Origin of the sequence: Aeromicrobium sp. Leaf291, assembly GCF_001423365.1 — a bacterium.
In the GTDB taxonomy this organism is placed as follows: Bacteria; Actinomycetota; Actinomycetes; order Propionibacteriales; family Nocardioidaceae; genus Aeromicrobium.
This window is the reverse complement of sequence record NZ_LMNM01000003.1, coordinates 528362-543490: the sequence shown is the minus strand read 5'-3', so window position 1 is coordinate 543490 and position 15129 is coordinate 528362. Positions and strand designations below refer to the sequence as shown.

The 15129-nt window shown below is 73.5% G+C and carries 33 protein-coding genes; all 33 read left to right on the top strand.

Annotated features, from left to right (window positions below; translation table 11 throughout):
• The 33 genes from ASF35_RS16370 to ASF35_RS16235 all read left to right on the top strand — a co-directional run bounded on the left by ASF35_RS16370 (position 1) and on the right by ASF35_RS16235 (position 15079).
• Positions 1–1536, top strand: a complete 1536-nt coding sequence (locus ASF35_RS16370; RefSeq protein ID WP_055969896.1) for a terminase large subunit domain-containing protein — start codon at positions 1–3, stop codon at positions 1534–1536.
• Positions 1537–1628: 92 nt separating this feature from the next.
• Positions 1629–1859, top strand: a complete 231-nt coding sequence (locus ASF35_RS16365; RefSeq protein ID WP_055969893.1) for a hypothetical protein — start codon at positions 1629–1631, stop codon at positions 1857–1859.
• A gap of 24 nt (positions 1860–1883) precedes the next feature.
• Complete coding sequence (locus ASF35_RS16360) at positions 1884–2099, top strand: hypothetical protein (protein ID WP_055969892.1); 216 nt, start codon at positions 1884–1886, stop codon at positions 2097–2099.
• A 31-nt stretch (positions 2100–2130) separates the two neighbouring features.
• Positions 2131–2406, top strand: coding sequence for a hypothetical protein (locus tag ASF35_RS16355; protein ID WP_055969889.1), 276 nt, complete (start codon positions 2131–2133; stop codon positions 2404–2406).
• A gap of 46 nt (positions 2407–2452) precedes the next feature.
• A complete protein-coding gene (locus tag ASF35_RS16350) occupies positions 2453–2698 on the top strand; it encodes a hypothetical protein (protein WP_055969886.1) in 246 nt (81 codons plus the stop codon).
• A gap of 86 nt (positions 2699–2784) precedes the next feature.
• Positions 2785–2958, top strand: a complete 174-nt coding sequence (locus ASF35_RS18170) for a hypothetical protein (protein ID WP_156368072.1) — start codon at positions 2785–2787, stop codon at positions 2956–2958.
• Positions 2959–3016: 58 nt separating this feature from the next.
• Entirely contained in the window at positions 3017–3331 is a 315-nt protein-coding gene (locus ASF35_RS16345; protein ID WP_055969884.1) for a hypothetical protein, read from the top strand.
• Positions 3328–3603: a hypothetical protein gene (locus tag ASF35_RS16340; protein WP_055969881.1), complete on the top strand. Its 276-nt coding sequence runs from the start codon at positions 3328–3330 to the stop codon at positions 3601–3603. Before ASF35_RS16345 ends, ASF35_RS16340 begins: the two co-directional genes overlap by 4 nt.
• Positions 3604–3635: 32 nt before the next feature.
• On the top strand, positions 3636–3890 hold the full coding sequence (locus ASF35_RS16335; RefSeq protein WP_055969878.1) for a hypothetical protein: 255 nt from the start codon (positions 3636–3638) through the stop codon (positions 3888–3890).
• Positions 3891–3986: 96 nt separating this feature from the next.
• On the top strand, positions 3987–4331 hold the full coding sequence (locus ASF35_RS16330) for a hypothetical protein (protein WP_055969876.1): 345 nt from the start codon (positions 3987–3989) through the stop codon (positions 4329–4331).
• Between the two features lie 92 nt (positions 4332–4423).
• Positions 4424–4654 carry a hypothetical protein gene (locus ASF35_RS16325; protein ID WP_055969873.1) on the top strand — a complete coding sequence of 77 codons (231 nt, stop codon included), beginning with the start codon at positions 4424–4426 and terminating at the stop codon, positions 4652–4654.
• Positions 4655–4672: 18 nt separating this feature from the next.
• The gene (locus tag ASF35_RS16320; protein ID WP_055969870.1) at positions 4673–4936 is read left to right on the top strand and encodes a hypothetical protein; all 264 of its coding nucleotides are present in this window, start codon (positions 4673–4675) and stop codon (positions 4934–4936) included.
• A gap of 11 nt (positions 4937–4947) precedes the next feature.
• Positions 4948–5241 carry a hypothetical protein gene (locus ASF35_RS16315; protein WP_055969868.1) on the top strand — a complete coding sequence of 98 codons (294 nt, stop codon included), beginning with the start codon at positions 4948–4950 and terminating at the stop codon, positions 5239–5241.
• Between the two features lie 77 nt (positions 5242–5318).
• Positions 5319–5453 carry a hypothetical protein gene (locus ASF35_RS18550; protein ID WP_255354076.1) on the top strand — a complete coding sequence of 45 codons (135 nt, stop codon included), beginning with the start codon at positions 5319–5321 and terminating at the stop codon, positions 5451–5453.
• A complete protein-coding gene (locus ASF35_RS18545) occupies positions 5450–5575 on the top strand; it encodes a hypothetical protein (protein WP_255354075.1) in 126 nt (41 codons plus the stop codon). Before ASF35_RS18550 ends, ASF35_RS18545 begins: the two co-directional genes overlap by 4 nt.
• Positions 5572–5862, top strand: coding sequence for a hypothetical protein (locus ASF35_RS16310; protein ID WP_055969864.1), 291 nt, complete (start codon positions 5572–5574; stop codon positions 5860–5862). The genes ASF35_RS18545 and ASF35_RS16310 overlap by 4 nt, the downstream gene beginning before the upstream one ends.
• Entirely contained in the window at positions 5859–6368 is a 510-nt protein-coding gene (locus ASF35_RS16305; RefSeq protein WP_055969863.1) for a hypothetical protein, read from the top strand. Before ASF35_RS16310 ends, ASF35_RS16305 begins: the two co-directional genes overlap by 4 nt.
• On the top strand, positions 6365–6817 hold the full coding sequence (locus ASF35_RS16300; protein WP_055969861.1) for a hypothetical protein: 453 nt from the start codon (positions 6365–6367) through the stop codon (positions 6815–6817). Before ASF35_RS16305 ends, ASF35_RS16300 begins: the two co-directional genes overlap by 4 nt.
• Positions 6814–7338 carry a hypothetical protein gene (locus ASF35_RS16295; RefSeq protein ID WP_055969859.1) on the top strand — a complete coding sequence of 175 codons (525 nt, stop codon included), beginning with the start codon at positions 6814–6816 and terminating at the stop codon, positions 7336–7338. Before ASF35_RS16300 ends, ASF35_RS16295 begins: the two co-directional genes overlap by 4 nt.
• Before the next feature lie 32 nt (positions 7339–7370).
• On the top strand, positions 7371–7508 hold the full coding sequence (locus tag ASF35_RS18165; RefSeq protein WP_156368071.1) for a hypothetical protein: 138 nt from the start codon (positions 7371–7373) through the stop codon (positions 7506–7508).
• A gap of 29 nt (positions 7509–7537) precedes the next feature.
• Entirely contained in the window at positions 7538–7813 is a 276-nt protein-coding gene (locus tag ASF35_RS16290) for a hypothetical protein (RefSeq protein WP_055969856.1), read from the top strand.
• A 122-nt stretch (positions 7814–7935) separates the two neighbouring features.
• Complete coding sequence (locus tag ASF35_RS16285) at positions 7936–8319, top strand: hypothetical protein (protein ID WP_055969853.1); 384 nt, start codon at positions 7936–7938, stop codon at positions 8317–8319.
• On the top strand, positions 8316–8495 hold the full coding sequence (locus tag ASF35_RS18160) for a hypothetical protein (RefSeq protein WP_156368070.1): 180 nt from the start codon (positions 8316–8318) through the stop codon (positions 8493–8495). Before ASF35_RS16285 ends, ASF35_RS18160 begins: the two co-directional genes overlap by 4 nt.
• A gap of 2 nt (positions 8496–8497) precedes the next feature.
• On the top strand, positions 8498–8875 hold the full coding sequence (locus tag ASF35_RS16280; RefSeq protein ID WP_055969850.1) for a hypothetical protein: 378 nt from the start codon (positions 8498–8500) through the stop codon (positions 8873–8875).
• A complete protein-coding gene (locus tag ASF35_RS16275) occupies positions 8872–9321 on the top strand; it encodes a hypothetical protein (RefSeq protein ID WP_055969847.1) in 450 nt (149 codons plus the stop codon). The genes ASF35_RS16280 and ASF35_RS16275 overlap by 4 nt, the downstream gene beginning before the upstream one ends.
• 37 nt (positions 9322–9358) lie before the next feature.
• Positions 9359–9589, top strand: coding sequence for a hypothetical protein (locus tag ASF35_RS16270; RefSeq protein ID WP_055969844.1), 231 nt, complete (start codon positions 9359–9361; stop codon positions 9587–9589).
• A gap of 25 nt (positions 9590–9614) precedes the next feature.
• Positions 9615–10010 carry a hypothetical protein gene (locus tag ASF35_RS16265; protein WP_055969841.1) on the top strand — a complete coding sequence of 132 codons (396 nt, stop codon included), beginning with the start codon at positions 9615–9617 and terminating at the stop codon, positions 10008–10010.
• A gap of 47 nt (positions 10011–10057) precedes the next feature.
• Positions 10058–10306, top strand: a complete 249-nt coding sequence (locus tag ASF35_RS16260) for a hypothetical protein (RefSeq protein WP_055969838.1) — start codon at positions 10058–10060, stop codon at positions 10304–10306.
• Complete coding sequence (locus ASF35_RS16255) at positions 10303–10626, top strand: hypothetical protein (RefSeq protein ID WP_055969834.1); 324 nt, start codon at positions 10303–10305, stop codon at positions 10624–10626. The genes ASF35_RS16260 and ASF35_RS16255 overlap by 4 nt, the downstream gene beginning before the upstream one ends.
• Positions 10627–10713: 87 nt before the next feature.
• Positions 10714–12609, top strand: a complete 1896-nt coding sequence (locus ASF35_RS16250) for a hypothetical protein (protein ID WP_055969831.1) — start codon at positions 10714–10716, stop codon at positions 12607–12609.
• A gap of 118 nt (positions 12610–12727) precedes the next feature.
• Positions 12728–13489, top strand: a complete 762-nt coding sequence (locus ASF35_RS18395; RefSeq protein WP_055969829.1) for a hypothetical protein — start codon at positions 12728–12730, stop codon at positions 13487–13489.
• 119 nt (positions 13490–13608) lie between these two features.
• Positions 13609–13995, top strand: coding sequence for a hypothetical protein (locus tag ASF35_RS16240; RefSeq protein WP_156368069.1), 387 nt, complete (start codon positions 13609–13611; stop codon positions 13993–13995).
• A gap of 40 nt (positions 13996–14035) precedes the next feature.
• The gene (locus ASF35_RS16235) at positions 14036–15079 is read left to right on the top strand and encodes a major capsid protein (protein WP_055969823.1); all 1044 of its coding nucleotides are present in this window, start codon (positions 14036–14038) and stop codon (positions 15077–15079) included.
• Positions 15080–15129 lie beyond the last annotated feature (50 nt).

Below are 15129 nucleotides of genomic sequence, written 5' to 3'. Positions count from 1 at the left end.
ATGCCCACCACTGCGACCCGTCCCCGCAAGGCTGCCGTCGGCGGCCACCCCCGCACCAAGGCGCTGCAGTCGCTCCCCGTGCCCGGGCTGCTGTCCCCCGAGCAGCTCGACGCGGAGATCGCCGCGCACCTCGCCGCGGCCGCGCAGTCCGCTCGCCGGTGGGCGTGCTCGAGGCCGGGCTGCAACGGTCGCCCGCACGCCGGGTGGCGGCACCGGCACGCTCGTGCGTCGCAGCGGCTCCCCGCCGGCGACTGGTCGACGTGGCTGATCATGTCGGGCCGCGGGTGGGGCAAGACCCGCACCGGCTCGGAGTCGCTGAAGGAGTGGATCGAGCAGGCCACCGCCGAGGGCCGGCAGCTGCACATCGCCGTGGTCGCCCGTAAGGAGACCCTGGCCCGGGAGATTTGCTTCGAGCACCGCAAGTCCGGGCTCATCACGATCCTGGGCGACCTGGTCGAGAAGTACGACAAGACGGTCGGCAACCTGCAGCTGCACCTCAAGGGCGGGCACGTCATCCGCGGGTTCGGCGCCCAGGAGCCCGACAACCTCCGCGGGTGGGAGTTCGACGCCGCGTGGTGCGACGAGTACGCCGCGTGGCCGGCCGGCAAGGCCCAAGAGGTCATGGACATGCTGTGGTTCTGTCTGCGCGAGGCGAAGCACCCCCGGGTGCTCATCTCCACGACGCCCAAGGCGCTCCCGCACATCAAGGTCCTGGTCCGCGACCACGAGGCCGAGGTGAAGGCGGGCGTGGAGGAGCCGTCTGTGCGGCTCACGACGGGCCACACGAACGAGAACGCCGCCAACCTGTCCGGCATCGCCCTGCGGCGCCTGGACCGCTCGTACGCGGGCACACGGATGGGGAAGCAGGAGCTCGACGGCGAGCTGCTCGAGGACGTCGAGGGCGCGCTGTGGAAGGGGTGGATGCTGGCCGACGAGGACTTCCGGCCCCACCGCTCCGAGCTGCCGGACCTCGAGCGGGTCGTGGTCGCGGTCGACCCGGCCGTCACGTCGACGGAGACGGCCGACGAGAACGGCTTCGCGGTCTGTGCCCGCTCGTTCCCGTTCGACGCCACACACCGCGACACGCGGCCGCTCGGGTACGTCCTGCACTCCGAGGCGGCCCGGCTGACGCCGACGCAGACGATGAAGCGGGCGGCCGAGCTCTACCACGAGCACCAGGCCGACGCGGTCGTCCTCGAGGCGAACAACGGCGGCGAGTACCTGGCGACGGTCCTCATGCAGGTGGACCCGACGGTCAACTACCGGATCGTCCACGCCTCCCGGGACAAGCGTGCTCGTGCTGCTCCGGTGGCGGGCCTGTACGAGCAGCGGCGCATCCGGCACGTGGGGCCGGCGAAGGTGTTCGACGCGCTCGAGACGGTCATGACGTCCTACGTCGGCGCGAAGGAGTCGCAGGAGAAGTCGCCGGACATCCTCGACGCCCTGGTCTGGGCGCTGTGGGACCTGTTCCTGGATCCGGAGCAGGTGGCGGGTGCGGTGGAGGCGACCGACGGCCGGCTCGCTGGCCGCCGCTGAGCTCGCCCCTCCACCCGACTTGACGTTCATCAAGTCTGGGAGGTACGGTGTAACCACAACGTCTTGCACCGCCACCCCCCAAGGAGTCCACCATGTCGAACACCCTCCGCCTCGACGGCGACCGCCCCGCGTTCCCCATCCTCGACCGCGAGGTCGTCTACGTGGGCTCGCTCGACGAGTTCCACGGCGGCACCTTCACGGCCGTGTCGCTGTGCCCGTGCGGGCGCTGCCAGGAGCCGGGCGCCGACGTGCGGTTCGTCCTGCGGCACGTCCACGGCCAGACGCTCCTGCACGTCCGCCAGTCGTCCCTCGACCCCGCCTGACCGCCCCCACCGAAGGAGCCCACCATGTTCGGAACGCTCGAGGGCGCCGCCCACCGCGAGTGGCACCTCAACGCCGGAGTCCCGCTCGGCCAGCCCGGGTGCCCCCAGGACGCCTGCCACCCCGTCGACGAGGCCGACCTGGACGACGCGCTGCTCGCCGAGGTCGGCATCCGCTGCGGCCACTGCTCGGGTCGCCACGTGTCCGTCGCCGACGTCCGCCGCTGCTCCGGCGCGGCCTGACCCACCCCCACCCCTCGAAGGAGCCACCGTCATGACCACGTCCCGCCCCCACCGCACCGCCGCCGAGTTCCGCGCCCAGGCGCCGGCCGCCGCGAACGCCCGCTGCATCGACCACGGGCTCGCCGTGGCCGACTGCGCCGCCTGCACCCGCTACGCCGGCGAGTGCGACCTGGGCGGCTGCACCCGGCCGGCGACGCACGTCGGCGAGCTCGTGGTCGACGGTGTCGTGCTCGAGGGCCGGCCTGTCTGCCGGCGCGACACGCGGTTCGCTCGCTCGCTCGGGCTCCGGGTCCGCCCGGTTCGCTGACCCGCCCGACTTGACGTTCATCAAGTTAGGGGTGTACGGTGTAACCATGAACGCAACCGAAGCCGCCGCCCGCATCGACTCTCTCATCGCCGACGCCCGCCACCTCGAGAACATCAACCCCGAGTTCCACCAGGCCGCCCTCGACCTCGACGAGGCCGCATCGCTGCTCGAGACCGGCGACACCGCCGGCGCCCTCGAGCTCCTCAAGGCCTGCGCCGAGGCCACCATCCTCACCGCCAAGCGCGGCCTGTTCATCTCCGCGGCCGCCGCCGTCGAGCTCGTCGACGCCTGACCTCCCCCGGGGCGGCCAACCGGCCGCCCCCGATCCCCACCCCCGCCTCCCGCAACGAGCAGGCTGCCGCCAACGCCGCCGCGCTCGTGCTCGCCGCCAACCCCGGCGCCCTGCGCCTGGTCCTGTCCACCGCGGTCACCATGCTCGACGGGCTCGAGGCCGACGACCTCGAGGAGCTCGGGTTCACCGAGGCCGACCGTGTCGTCGCCCACCGCGTCGCGTGCGAGGCCGAGGCGGCCGTGCTCGAGGCCCGTCCCTGACTCCCCGGCCGGCGGCCAACCTGGCCGCCGGCACCCCCGGCCCCCGAAGGAGCCCCGCATGTCCCAGCTCGCCCGCCCCGTCCCCGTCCGCCACGAGGCGCCCTGCGGTGCCGTCGTGCTCGGCCGCGTCGACGACCACCGGCCCACCGTGGTCACCGCCGTGGCGCAGACGCCGTGCTGCAAGGCCGACGGCGTGCCGGCTCCCGACGCCCCGACGGGCGCGACCTGCGGGGCCTGCCACCGGCCCGTGGCGGCCGCGTACGCCTCCTCGGGCTGGACGGCGGCGTACCAGGCCGCTCGGGACGCCCGCTGCCCCGTGCCGGAGTCCTGCGCCGACAACGCGCTGCACCGCGCGCTCGGGGGCGGGCTGTGAGCGCGGCGGGCCTGGTGCTCGAGCTCGGCGAGCTGCCGTTCTCCTGCGATCAGACCCGGGTCGGGTTCAACCCCCGCCGGCCGCGTGTCTCGTGGCGGGTGGGCGACCGCACGGTCCGGGCGATCGCGGTGGGCATCGACGTCGTCGCGCTCGAGGTGCAGGACGGCGACGCGCTGCGGTCGCGCACGCTGTGGTCCGGGCACGGGGTGGCCCGGCTCGCGGCGGAGGTCGACGAGCTGCTCGAGCCCGCTCGCCCTCCCCGCTCGACTTGATAAACGTCAAGGTCATGCTGTACGGTGTAACCATGAACAACGCACCTACCGCCACCGCCCAGGTCCTCCTGAAGGACCCCACCTACCGCGTCGCCGACGAGGACGCCACCCGGTTCATCCCCGCCGGCATGGACTGGTCCGACGTCGCCCTCCTCGAGGCCGGCGACTGCGAGCACGGCGAGACCATCTGCTCGGCCTGCATCGCCGAGTGGGCGATCGACCACCACGTCCGCCTCATCGTCGCCGGGATCGTCCTCCCGTACGGCGACGTCCCGCCCGCCGGCTGACACCCGGCGGGCCCGTCCCGCCCCCGCTCGTCGGGGCCGGCTCGAGCTCGCCGGGCGTCCCGCTCGCCAGCCACCCCCAACCTGGAAGGACCCGCCATGACCGCCACCTCCGCCCCCCTGACCGCCGACCTCGAGGCCGGTGCCCTGTTCGACCGCCTCGGCCTCCGCCCCGAGTGGCACGGCTACGGCTACCTCGGCCGCCGGCTCGACTTCCGTCCCGACCAGCGCGAGGTCGCCGACGAGCTGCTGCTGGCCGCGGCCGTGGAGGCCGGCCTGTCCGAGGACGAGCTCATGGCGTGGGCCGACGCTCGGGTGGGCCGCTGGGCCGGCGACGTGCTCGGGGAGCCCGGCCAGCCTCACGAGCTGCGCGAGCGCCTCGCTCGGTTCGGACTGCTGCCGTCGCGCTGGTTCAACGGTCAGCGCCTCGAGCTCTGGGACTGACCGTGCGCGGGGCGGCCGTTGCGCTGTGTGCGTGCGGTCGCCCCCTGGTCCCCGACTTGACGTTCATCAACCCAAGGGTGTACGGTGTAACCATGAACACGAACGAAGCCGCCGCCCAGCTCGCCCCCCTCGCCCTCGCCGCCCGCGAGGCCGGCGCCAGCACCGCCGCGTTCGCCCTCGCCGGCGCCGTCGAGCACCTCGAGGCCGGCATGCCCGCCAGCTCGCTGATCGCCCTCGAGGCCCTCGCCGAGCACGCCGCGGGCAGCGACGACCGCGACTTCGCCGCCCGCGGCGCCGACATCCTCCGCCAGACCAACGCCTGACCCGAAGGGACCCCCGCCATGACCTACTCCGCCTCCGCCACGCTCGCTTCCGCGGTCGAGCTGCTCGCCGCCAACCCCGACGTCGTCGTCACCCACGCCGGCCGTCGCGTGGTCGTCAACCGCCCCGGCGGCTACGTGTTCGTCACGGTCGCCGTGGCCGTCGAGGCCGAGTCGCTCGTCGCCCGGCTCCACGAGGGTGCCGGCCACCCCGCCCCCGTCGCCCTCGAGCGGGCCACGGCCGCCGACGTCGTCGCCACCGTCCTCGACCTCCTCCCCGCCTGAAAGGCCCCGCCATGATCCGCTACTCCGCCACCCAGGCCCTCCGCGACGCCTACGCCCTGCTGCTGCAGCGCGAGGCCGGCCAGCCGGCCGCGTTCGACGTCGAGGCCGACCAGCGCGACGACGAGCTCGTCCGCGTGTTCTCCAACACCCGGCCCGGCATCGCCGTCCGCGTCCGCGTGCTCGACGAGGAGGCCGACGTCCGCCTCGAGCTCATCGACCACTGGGGCGTCGCCTCCTCCTGCGCGACGCTGTCGAACGCCACCGCCGAGGCGCTCGCCGCCCTCATCCGCGGCTACCTCGCCTGACCTCCCGGTGCGGTCCTATGGCACCCTCATAGGACCGCACCATCGCCACCAACCGCCACCCACGAAAGGCCACCGCCATGCCCGGCCCCCGCCACGGACGCTGTTCGCTCCCCGTGCTCGTCGTCCTCGAGGACGGCGTCACCGAGGGCACCTGCGACCGCTCCGCCGACCACCCCGGCGACTGCATCGACGAGCGCGAGGCTCCCCGATGAGCGTCCCCCTCGAGCTGGTCTGGCCGTCCGGCCTGCGCGAGACCGTCCTCATTGACCGCCTGCACCCCACCCCCGACGGCGGCTTCCTCGCCGTCGCCGCCACCGAAGGAGAAGCACCATGACCGCCACCACCGCTCCCGCCCGCCCCGGGCCCGCCCGGCTGCTCGCCACCGCCGCAGAGGTCGCCCTCGGCGCCACCGGCAACGCCGCCTACGAGCGCACCTGGGCCTGGCGGGGGCGCACCTGGCGCCTCCGCAACCGCGGACCCGCCGCCCGCATGGGCCGCTTCGGAGGCGGCTGGGACCGCGAGCTCGGGCTGCAGCTCGGCCCCCGCGGGCTCCGCGGCACCGTCATCGTCAACCTCTGGAAGTCGTCCCTGCGCGTCGACCCGGCCAAGGTCGCCCGATGAAGGGCCGCGTACGCCGGCTCCTGCCTGCCGGGCTCGAGCTCGCCCACCTCCGCGCGTGGGTCCTCGGCATCCGTGACGGGTGGGCGCAGCCTCTCGCGCTCCACGTGTCCTGGAACGTCGACCACCTGGTCCCTCGCCGCGGCGACGCCCAGGAGTCCCTCGACGCCGGCATCAACCTCGGGCAGCGGCTCCGCGCCCCGCGCCGTCACGAGCGGCTCGAGGCGCCGAGCCTGCCCGACGCCTCGCGACCCTTCCCGTTCACGCGGCCCGCCGGCAGCGACGCGGACATGTTCATCCAGTGGAAGGGCACCCAGGTGTGCCTCGACTTCCGGTGCCCGTGCGGCGCCGACGGCCACCTGGACGCGACGTTCGCGTACTTCGTGCTGTGCCCGGTGTGCGGGCAGGAGTACGAGCTCGGCACCCAGGTCATCGCGCGGAAGGTCGAAGGCGTCGACGACGGGCGCGCGCAGATCCTGGTCGTGGACGAGCTCGGGGGCCGGTCGTGAGCGGCCGCATCGAGTGGGCCGAGGTCGGCCAGTCCTGGTCTTACTCCGAGACGCCGGGCGACTTCGGCGACGGGTACGGCAACACCAACGACGGGCCGGCCCTGACGATCGGCGAGGGCGCCGTGCTCGAGGCGCCCGACCGCGAGGAGCTGCTGCGGTGGCTCGAGGCCGTGGCCGTCCAGGTCCGCGCCCACCGGCCCGCGGTCGAGGTCGAGTCGCACGGGGTCGGGAGCGGGCTCGCGTGCCCGCTCTGCGGCTCCGACGGGGTCCGGGCGCTGTACGCCGGCTCCGTGGCACACGAGGCCCGCCTGCAGGCCGACGGTCGCACCGTGGTGCTGGACGACGACGTGCGTGCCGACGCCGACGAGCCTGCCGGGTGGGCGTGCATCGACTGCTCCGCCCCGCTGTCCGCGCCGGTCGGCGTGACGTTCGATTGGGGCCAGCCGTGAGCGCCGCAACGCCGGGCGAGCTCGCCGCGCAGCTCGACGAGGCCCACGCCCTCCTGCAGGCCGGCGACCGCGAGCCGGTGTACGACGCGCTCGAGGCCGCCTCCTCATGGCTCGCGGACCGTGACCGGGTGCCCGAGCCTGCCGCCGGTGACGGCGTGTACGTCGACGAGGTCCGCGGCCACGTCCGGCTCGACGCCGGCGGCCGCACGCTCACCTTCGCCGATGTCGGCCCGGTGCTGGACGCCTGGTCGCACGAGGGCGCGTCGCTGACGCCGGCGCTCGCGGCCGAGCTCGGGCGGGCGCTGCTCGCGTGGGGCGGCGCCCGCCTCGAGCCCGGGCCCGACGAGGTCGACCTCGGGTTCGCTCGGGTCGAGGTCCGGGACACGGTGTGCCCGGAGCCGGGGGAGTCGCTGCGGTCCGTGGCGGTCGCGTGGCAGCGGGCGATCATGTCGCCGTCGGAGGCGGATGCTCTGGCGCGGGTGCTCGAGGACCTGGCGGACGCCGCCCGCCGTGCGACTTGACGTTCATCAAGTCATGGGTGTACGGTGTAACCATGTTCACCACCGCAGCCACCACCCCGTCCGACATCGCTTGCGCCGACTGCCGCGAGGACGTGCTCGACGAGCAGATGTGCCCCAACGACCGCGCCCGCTGCACCTCCTGCTGCGACTGCCACGCCGACGAGGCGTGACCCACCCCCGTCCCGAAAGGACCCCCGCCATGCTGAACCTCCCCTTCGCCGACCTCGAGCCGCTCGAGCAGGGCCGCCTCGCTCGCCACAACGCGCCGGCGCTGTCCTCCACGTTCGCCGACGAGCGCATCTCGGCCGTCGAGTTCCGGGCCCTCACCGACGCCGGCATGGCGCTCGTGACCATCACCCGCGAGGACTGGTCCTGGGAGGCGAGCTCGCTCGAGGCCGACTACCTGGCCGGCTCGGGTCCGTCGCCGACGGTCCGCCACCGCGACGGGCTCGTCGTGCTCGGCGGTGCCCGATGAGCATGTTCGCGTTCCGCCTCCGGGTGGCCGGCTGGACGACGACCGCCGCGGCGCTCGTCGTCGCAGTGGTCGCCGACCACGCCACCTTCGCCCTCAACCTCGCCGCCTCATAGGAGCACACCATGACCAGCACCGAGACCGCCCTCGCCCGCGCCGCATCGTTCAACTCTCGCGCGTTCGGCATCGCCGCCCGTGACGCCGGCGGCCGCGCTGCCGCCGCGTTCGCCAACGGCGACCCGTCCGACGCCGAGCTCGTCCTCCTGGACGTCCGCCGCGGCCTCCTCGCCGCCATGCCGCAGCTCGTGGCGTTCCGCGACTACCACCTGCGGGGCATCATCCACCCCGGCGTCGCCGACCGCGCCACCGAGCTCCGCGAGTCCATCGAGGCTCGCCGCGCCGGCATCGAGGAGGCCCTCCTCGCCATCGCGTGCGCCGCGCGCGGCCTCAACCGCCACGGTCTCGCCCCGTGCGACCACGCCGCCCTCATCGACATCCTCGAGCGATGAGCCGCCCCGCCGACCACGCCGGCCGCGCCGCCTCAGTCGCGGCCGGCCGTCGGGCCCGCGTCGCTATGGAGCGGCGCCGCATCGACGTCGCCCCGTGCCTCGAGCACGGATCGCACGTCAACCGCCAGATGCACCCCGCCACCGAGTGCCCCACCGCCACCATCAACCAGGAGTGACCATGACGAACGACAACGCCGCGGAGCCCGTCGTGGGCCGCATCATCAAGCGCCTGCACTGGCGGGAGCGCATTCGTGTGCTCGACGAGGTCGCGGCCCGCACCCAGGGCGAGCTCGTGCGGGTCGAGCACGCGACCGACGGCCCGCTCGCCGAGGCGGCGGGCGTGGTCGGACACATCGTCGGCGTCGCGCTCGACCACGGCACCCGCTCGAGCATTGGGCTGGTCGTCCGCCCCGCTGACCCGAGCCTCCGCCTGGTCGTGATCCCCGACAACCACGTCATGCGAGTCCGCCGCGTGGTCCCCTGGGGTCGCACGAGGCCCGGCGCCTACCGGGTGCTCGAGGTCATCGCCGGCCCGCCCGCCCGGAGGGCGTCGTGAGCGCCCCGTGGACGGTCGCACCCGTCGGCCCGGTCGGACCGGCCGGCGATCCCCTGTTCGTCCGCGACAGCCGCGACCACGCCCCGGACACGGCCCAGGAGTGGGTCCTGCACCTCAAGGCCCGCCACGACGGCCTCGAGGACCTCCTCGAGCGGGTCCACCGGTACGGCGCCCTGCTCGACGTCGCCGAGCTCGTGGGCGGCGACGCGTGGCGCGAGTGGTGCGAGCCCGCGGTGCCCGAGTGCGACGTGGCGCTGCACGTCTACTTCGCCGCCCCGACTCCCGGCTCCGCGGCCGCTCGGGCTCGAGCGATGGTCCGGGCGCTCGAGCTCGGCCCGCACGACGCGGCGCTGTCGACGGCGGGGGACTGGTCGGAGGGCGCGCCGCTGCTGGCGCCGGGGTGGGAGCGGTACGTGCGGTCTCGGGCTGGTCGCCGGTCTGCATGACTTGACGTTCATCAAGTGTCGGGTGTACGGTGTAACCATGAACACGAACCGCATCGCCACCGCCAACGCCGAGGTCACTGCCCTGCACACGACGCACTGGACCTACCTGGCCGACATCGCCGCCGCAGGGACGTTCGTTCGCCGCGTAGCCATCGTGGCCCGCGCCCTGCGCGTCTCGATCGCTGCCGCCCACGCCGCTGTCATCGCCCTCGAGACCGCCGCCCCCGAGGTCTACCGCCCGACGCACCCGCTGTCGATCGCCGCCTGATCCCCGCCCCCACCAAGGAGTCCCCATGCTCACCATCTCCCTCGCCGCCGTCCACGCCGCCGACTGGATGAGCCGCTACGACGGCGACGCCCCCACCGTCGTCCGCGCCGGTTCGCGGATCGTGCGCCTCGAGCTCGACGACGCGGCCGCCGTCGACGCCCTCGACGACGCCCGGCACTACGTCGTGATCGCTGACGAGCTCGACCCGGAGTACGCCGGGCTCGTGAGCTCCGCCCGTGCCAACATCCGCCGCCTCGAGGCCGCCGGGGTCACCGCGACCCGGTTCGGCCGCCCGGCCCCCACTGCCGCCGCGTGGCAGCCGCCCGGGCTCGTCGTCGGCGGGACCGCCCCCGACCCCGAGCGGGAGGCCCGCCGCGAGGCCCGCCGCGCTGCTCGAGCTGCTGCCCGGAGCATCAGGTGAGCGCACAGACCGTCGGCCCCACCCCCCGGGTATGGGAAGGTGGGGGCATGCCACCGCTCACCCCCGCCTCGCTCCTCGCCTCGCTCGGCGGCGTGTCCGTCGCCGCCGGACTCATCTGGTTCATCGTCGCCGACACCACCCCCGGCCCCGTCGGCGCGGACGTCATGTTCTGGACCGGGCTCCTGTTCCTGGTCGGCGGCCTGTTCGCCCAGCGGCTCCGGCCCAAGCGCGAGTTCGAGGAGCACCTGCGGCAGTGGGAAGCCGGCGAGCGCGACGACCCCCCTCCGGCCCGATGAGCACCGACGCCCCCGAGCAGCGGTACGTCACCCCGCCGCTGCCGGCCGACTTCATCAACGACTGGCTCGCCTCCTCCCACGGCCTGCCCGCCGACCACCGCCCCCACGTCGAGGCCACCGCCGGCGGCGACGTGATCGTCACCGGCACCGAGCTCGTGGTCGCCCGGCTCGTGGAGCGGGCCGTCTGGGCCCTGCAGCTCGGGGAGGAGGAGGCCGCCCAGGCCCCGGCCCTCATCAACGGCTCCCGGCGTCTCCTGGCCGCGATCCCGCGCCGCGAGGTCCGCCGGCTCATGCGCGAGCTGCACGGCGACTTCGAGTAGTCCCCTCGCCGCGGACCGTCCTCCCGCCCCCCGTGTCGCCGGCCGGATACCCTAGTGTCCTGCCCGCGTCATAGGAGGACACAGCACATGGGACGAATCAAGGGTTTCATCCTGGACGCCTGGTCGGCCGTCGACTACAAGGCGCCGCTGCGCGACGAGGTCGAGGCCCGCCAGAAGGGCTGGGAGGCCCGCTCGTGGGTCCCCTCGCGTGACCGCCGGCGCCTCGCCGCCTACACCGTGCTCGCCGCGTACCGCGCGAACAACGCCCGGGCGTTCCTCGGCGGCACCGACGAGGACCGGGACGACAACCGCGAGTACGGCGACGCGGCCCTGATCATCGACCAGACGCTCGCGGCGCTGCTCGGCGAGACGCAGGAGCTCGTGGTGCCCGGCGCCGAGCGTGCGGCCGCCCTGCAGGCCGAGGTGGACGCCCTCGACGCCGACCTCGCCCAGCGCCCGGAGGACGAGGACGCTGACCTGGACCTCCTCGAGCGCGACGACCTGCTCCTCGAGCTCGCTGCCGCGCAGCGGCTCGCCGACCGGCAGGCGTTCCTGCGCGCCTGGGCCGAGGACGTCCACCTCCCGCTGCGCCTGGTCGACGGCGAGGGCAACGCCGTCCAGTCCGGCGACGCCGTGTACCTGATCGGGTGGGACGGCAACCGCGAGCGCGCCACGTGCTCCGTGATCGATCCCGGTTTCTACTTCCCCGTGCTGCCCGACTCGATCGACGCCTACGCCTACCCCGAGACGGTCCACTTCGCGTGGGAGCTGCCGGCGGAGGACTTCCCCCTCGACAAGAAGACGCGGCTGCGGCGCCTCACGTACCGGCTCGGGCCCATCCGCCCCGCCGAGGTGCTCGAGGACGGCGACGAGGTCGAGTACGTCCTGCACGAGGGCGACCGGGTCAACGACGAGGGCCTCATCGAGCGCACGTACCCCTGGGACGGCAAGCCGTCGACCCGCACCTGCCACGTCACCGACGCCACCTGGATCCTCGACGACATCCGCGGCGACACGGACGTGCGCGCCCTCACCCTCGATACGGCCACGTTCGCGGTCTCCGACGAGGGCGAGCTCGTGCGCGACCTGGACCTGCACGTCGACTTCCTGCCCGTCGTCCACGTCCCCAACACCCCGGCCGGCGGGAACCACTACGGGCAGTCGTCGATCGCGGCCGTCCTGCAGATCCTCGACGACCTGCAGAACGCCGACACCGACGCCCAGCGCGCCTCCGCGACGGCCGGCTCGCCGATCATCGGCGTCTCCGGCGCGAAGATCGGCGGCGAGGCGAACGGCCGGGGCGGGGGCGTCGGCCGCCAGTTGACCGTGAAGGCCGGCGAGGTCTGGGACCTGGGGGAGAACGGCGCCCTGTCGACGGTCAACACCGCGGCCGCGCTCGCGGAGCTGCGGGACTACGTGGAGTCGCTGCGCGATCGCGCCCACGTCAACAGCCGGCTCCCTGCAGCGGTCACCGGCACGATGGACCCGTCCGACGCTCCCTCCGGGTACGCGATGCAGCTGTCCTTCGGGCCGCTGACGTCCATGATCCGGCAGATGCGTCTCACGCGGTCCGTGAAGCACCCCCTGATCCTCAAGATGGTGCAGCGGTTCTACCAGACCAACGGGCTCCTCGAGGCCGGGGAGACGCCGCGTGCGGAGATTCGGCTCGGGTCCTTCCTGCCGGCCGACCAGGCCGGGGTCCTGTCGCTCGTCAAGGACGCGCTCGAGGCCGGTGCGATCAGCCTCGAGACGGGCGTGGCCATGCTCGTCGACGTCGGGTTCCCGGTCGACGACATCGCCGAGGAGATTCGTCGGATCGAGAGCCGCGACTTCAAGGGCGCGAACGACCTGGCGGACGCGATCGGCAACATCGACGCGGTGCTCGCCTACCTGGGCCGCGAGGCCACCACCGAGGAGCTGCAGCGTCCCGTGGTCCTCGGCGGGGCGCCTCCGGTGCCGCCCGTTCCGACACAGGACGCGTGATCGTCATAGGTATGCACAGAACATCGAACGTGTGTCATAGGATAGTGCCAAGCGACCCGGCGCTTCCGGGATCCGACCCGGCGGTACCGGGAGCCCGCAACACGAGAGAAGGACCTCCGTGAAGGACACCCGCGCTCCGGCGCTCAAGCGTCACCCGCGTACCGGCTCGCTGCTGCAGCCGGTCGGCTACGTCAACGGCCGCGCTGTGTGGCCCATCCTCGGCGCCTCCCCGGACGACCCGTCCGACGACGGCGGCGACGGTGGTGCCGGCGGAGACGGCGGAGACGGTGGCGACGGTGGGGGCGGCGACGGTGGCCGCACGTTCACCCAGGACGAGGTCTCGCAGAAGCTGACTGAGGAGAAGCGCCAGGGGCGCCGTGCTGGCGCCCGCGACGTGCTCTCCCGGGTCGGGTTCGAGACGGCCGAGGAGCTCGAGGCGTTCGTGACGTCTCAGCGCGAGGCGGCCGAGGCGGCCAAGACCGAGGATCAGCGGCGCGCCGACGCCCTCGAGGAGCGGGAGCGCAAGCTCGCCGCCCGGGAGGTCGAGACGGAGAAGAAGGAGCGGGTGCGCGTCCGTCGCGCGGCGCTCCGGGACGTCGACGTCAAGGCCGACGATCTGGACGACGCGCTGCTGCTGCTCAGCCGCGAGGTCGAGGAGGACGCCGACGAGGACGCCGTGGCGGAGGCTGTCGAGAAGCTCAAGGGCCGCCGCCCCGAGCTGTTCGGCAAGCCGGCCGACGATGAGGAGGGCGAGCCCAAGCCGCGCCGGCGCGGGCACTACCAGCCCTCCGGCGGCCCCCAGGGTCGCAACGACCCGCCCGGCAAGGACCCCGGCGCCTACGGCCGCGAGCGCGCCGCTCGTCGCTGGAAGAAGGACTAGGCGACCACAAGCTGACCCCCTTCGGGAGGTAGGGACCGCGCCCACCGCGGATCGAACCGTCAACCGGCGGGGAGAAACCACACCGATCCTCGCCGCCGGCGGGGAGAAGGAGCAGGGATATGGATATCCAGCCCAGGACCACGGTGGCCGCGCCGATCGACGACAAGGCGTGGCTGATCGACACCCACGGCACCGACTCGGTCCTCACGGGTACCGCTCGTGCGGCGGACTTCGGCCTCGTGGCCGGCGACGTGCTGCCCGGTGGCACGCCCGTCGTGTACGACGCCGCGACCAAGACCTACAAGAGCGTGTTCGGGGAGGACGCCGAGGGGGCCACGCAGGTCGCCGCGACCGGCCACGTCCGCGAGTCCGTGCTCGTGGGTGCCGGCACCTCGATCGGCATCGCCGTGCAGTGGCACGGCGTCGCCGCGGCCGAGCTCATCCCCACCCCGGAGGGCGTCGAGTTCGACGCCGAGCTCGGGGCGCCCCACTTCCTCTACCGCTGACCCGCCGGGCAGCGTCCACCTCTCTCGAAGGGAAACCATCATGGAGACCGAGCTCCTGCACAACGTCGATCCGGCGGACATCCTCGCGTACGCGCGTGAGGTCCCGACCCCTGCCGGCTTCCTCCTCACCCAGGAGGTCGTGCCCGAGACGTTCATCAACAACGTCAAGTACCGCATCAAGAGCCGGGAGCGTCGCGTCAACACCGCGAAGTTCCGCGCCTACGACGCGTCGACCCCGATGGGTCGTCGTGAGGTCCAGCACGCCGTGACCGAGGGCATGCTGCCCCCGCTCGGCCAGGTCTTCACCGTCGGCGAGCTCGAGACGATCCTCCTGTCGATCAGCCGTGGTGCTGACAACCAGGAGCTCGTCGACGCGCTCTACAACGACGTCGAGCGTCACGTCCTGGGCATCAAGCACCGCCTCGAGCTCGCCGCCGGCGACGTCCTCGAGGACGGCATCTTCTCCCTGGTCGACGAGAACGGCCTCACCATCGAGGCCGACTTCGGCGTCGACGCGGCGTTCCTGCCCGACGCGACGACCCTCTGGTCCAACCCGAACGCCGGGCACATCAACCAGGAGCGCCTCTGGATCGAGCACCTCATCGACGAGGGCGACGGCGCCCCCGCCGAGGCGATCACCTCGACCGCGGTGCTGCGTCAGCTCGCCCGCTCCGAGGAGTACAAGCAGCTCCTCTACGGCGACCTGGTCGACGTGACCGGCCGTCCGACGCTCCTGCCGGGCCAGATCAACGAGGCCCGTGCGCGGGCCGGTCTGCCCCCGGTGCGCGCCTACGACGTGAAGGTCCGCGTCGACGGCGTGCAGAAGCGGACGATCGCGGAGAACCGCTTCATCCTCCTGCCCGAGAACAAGGAGGAGTTCGCCGAGACGCAGTACGGCATCACGGCAGAGGCGCTCACGCTCGCCCGCAACGGCAACCCGCGCATCGAGCGCGAGGACCTGCCCGGGATCGTCGTGACCGCGTGGGAGCAGGACAACCCGATCAGCACGGGCACGAAGTCCGCGGCGGTCGCCATGCCGGTGCTCTACGGCACGGACTCGTTCGTCAGCGCCAAGGTCCTCTGACCCTGGCGGCGGGGCGGCTCGGACTTCCTCCGGGCCGCCCCGTTCCACCC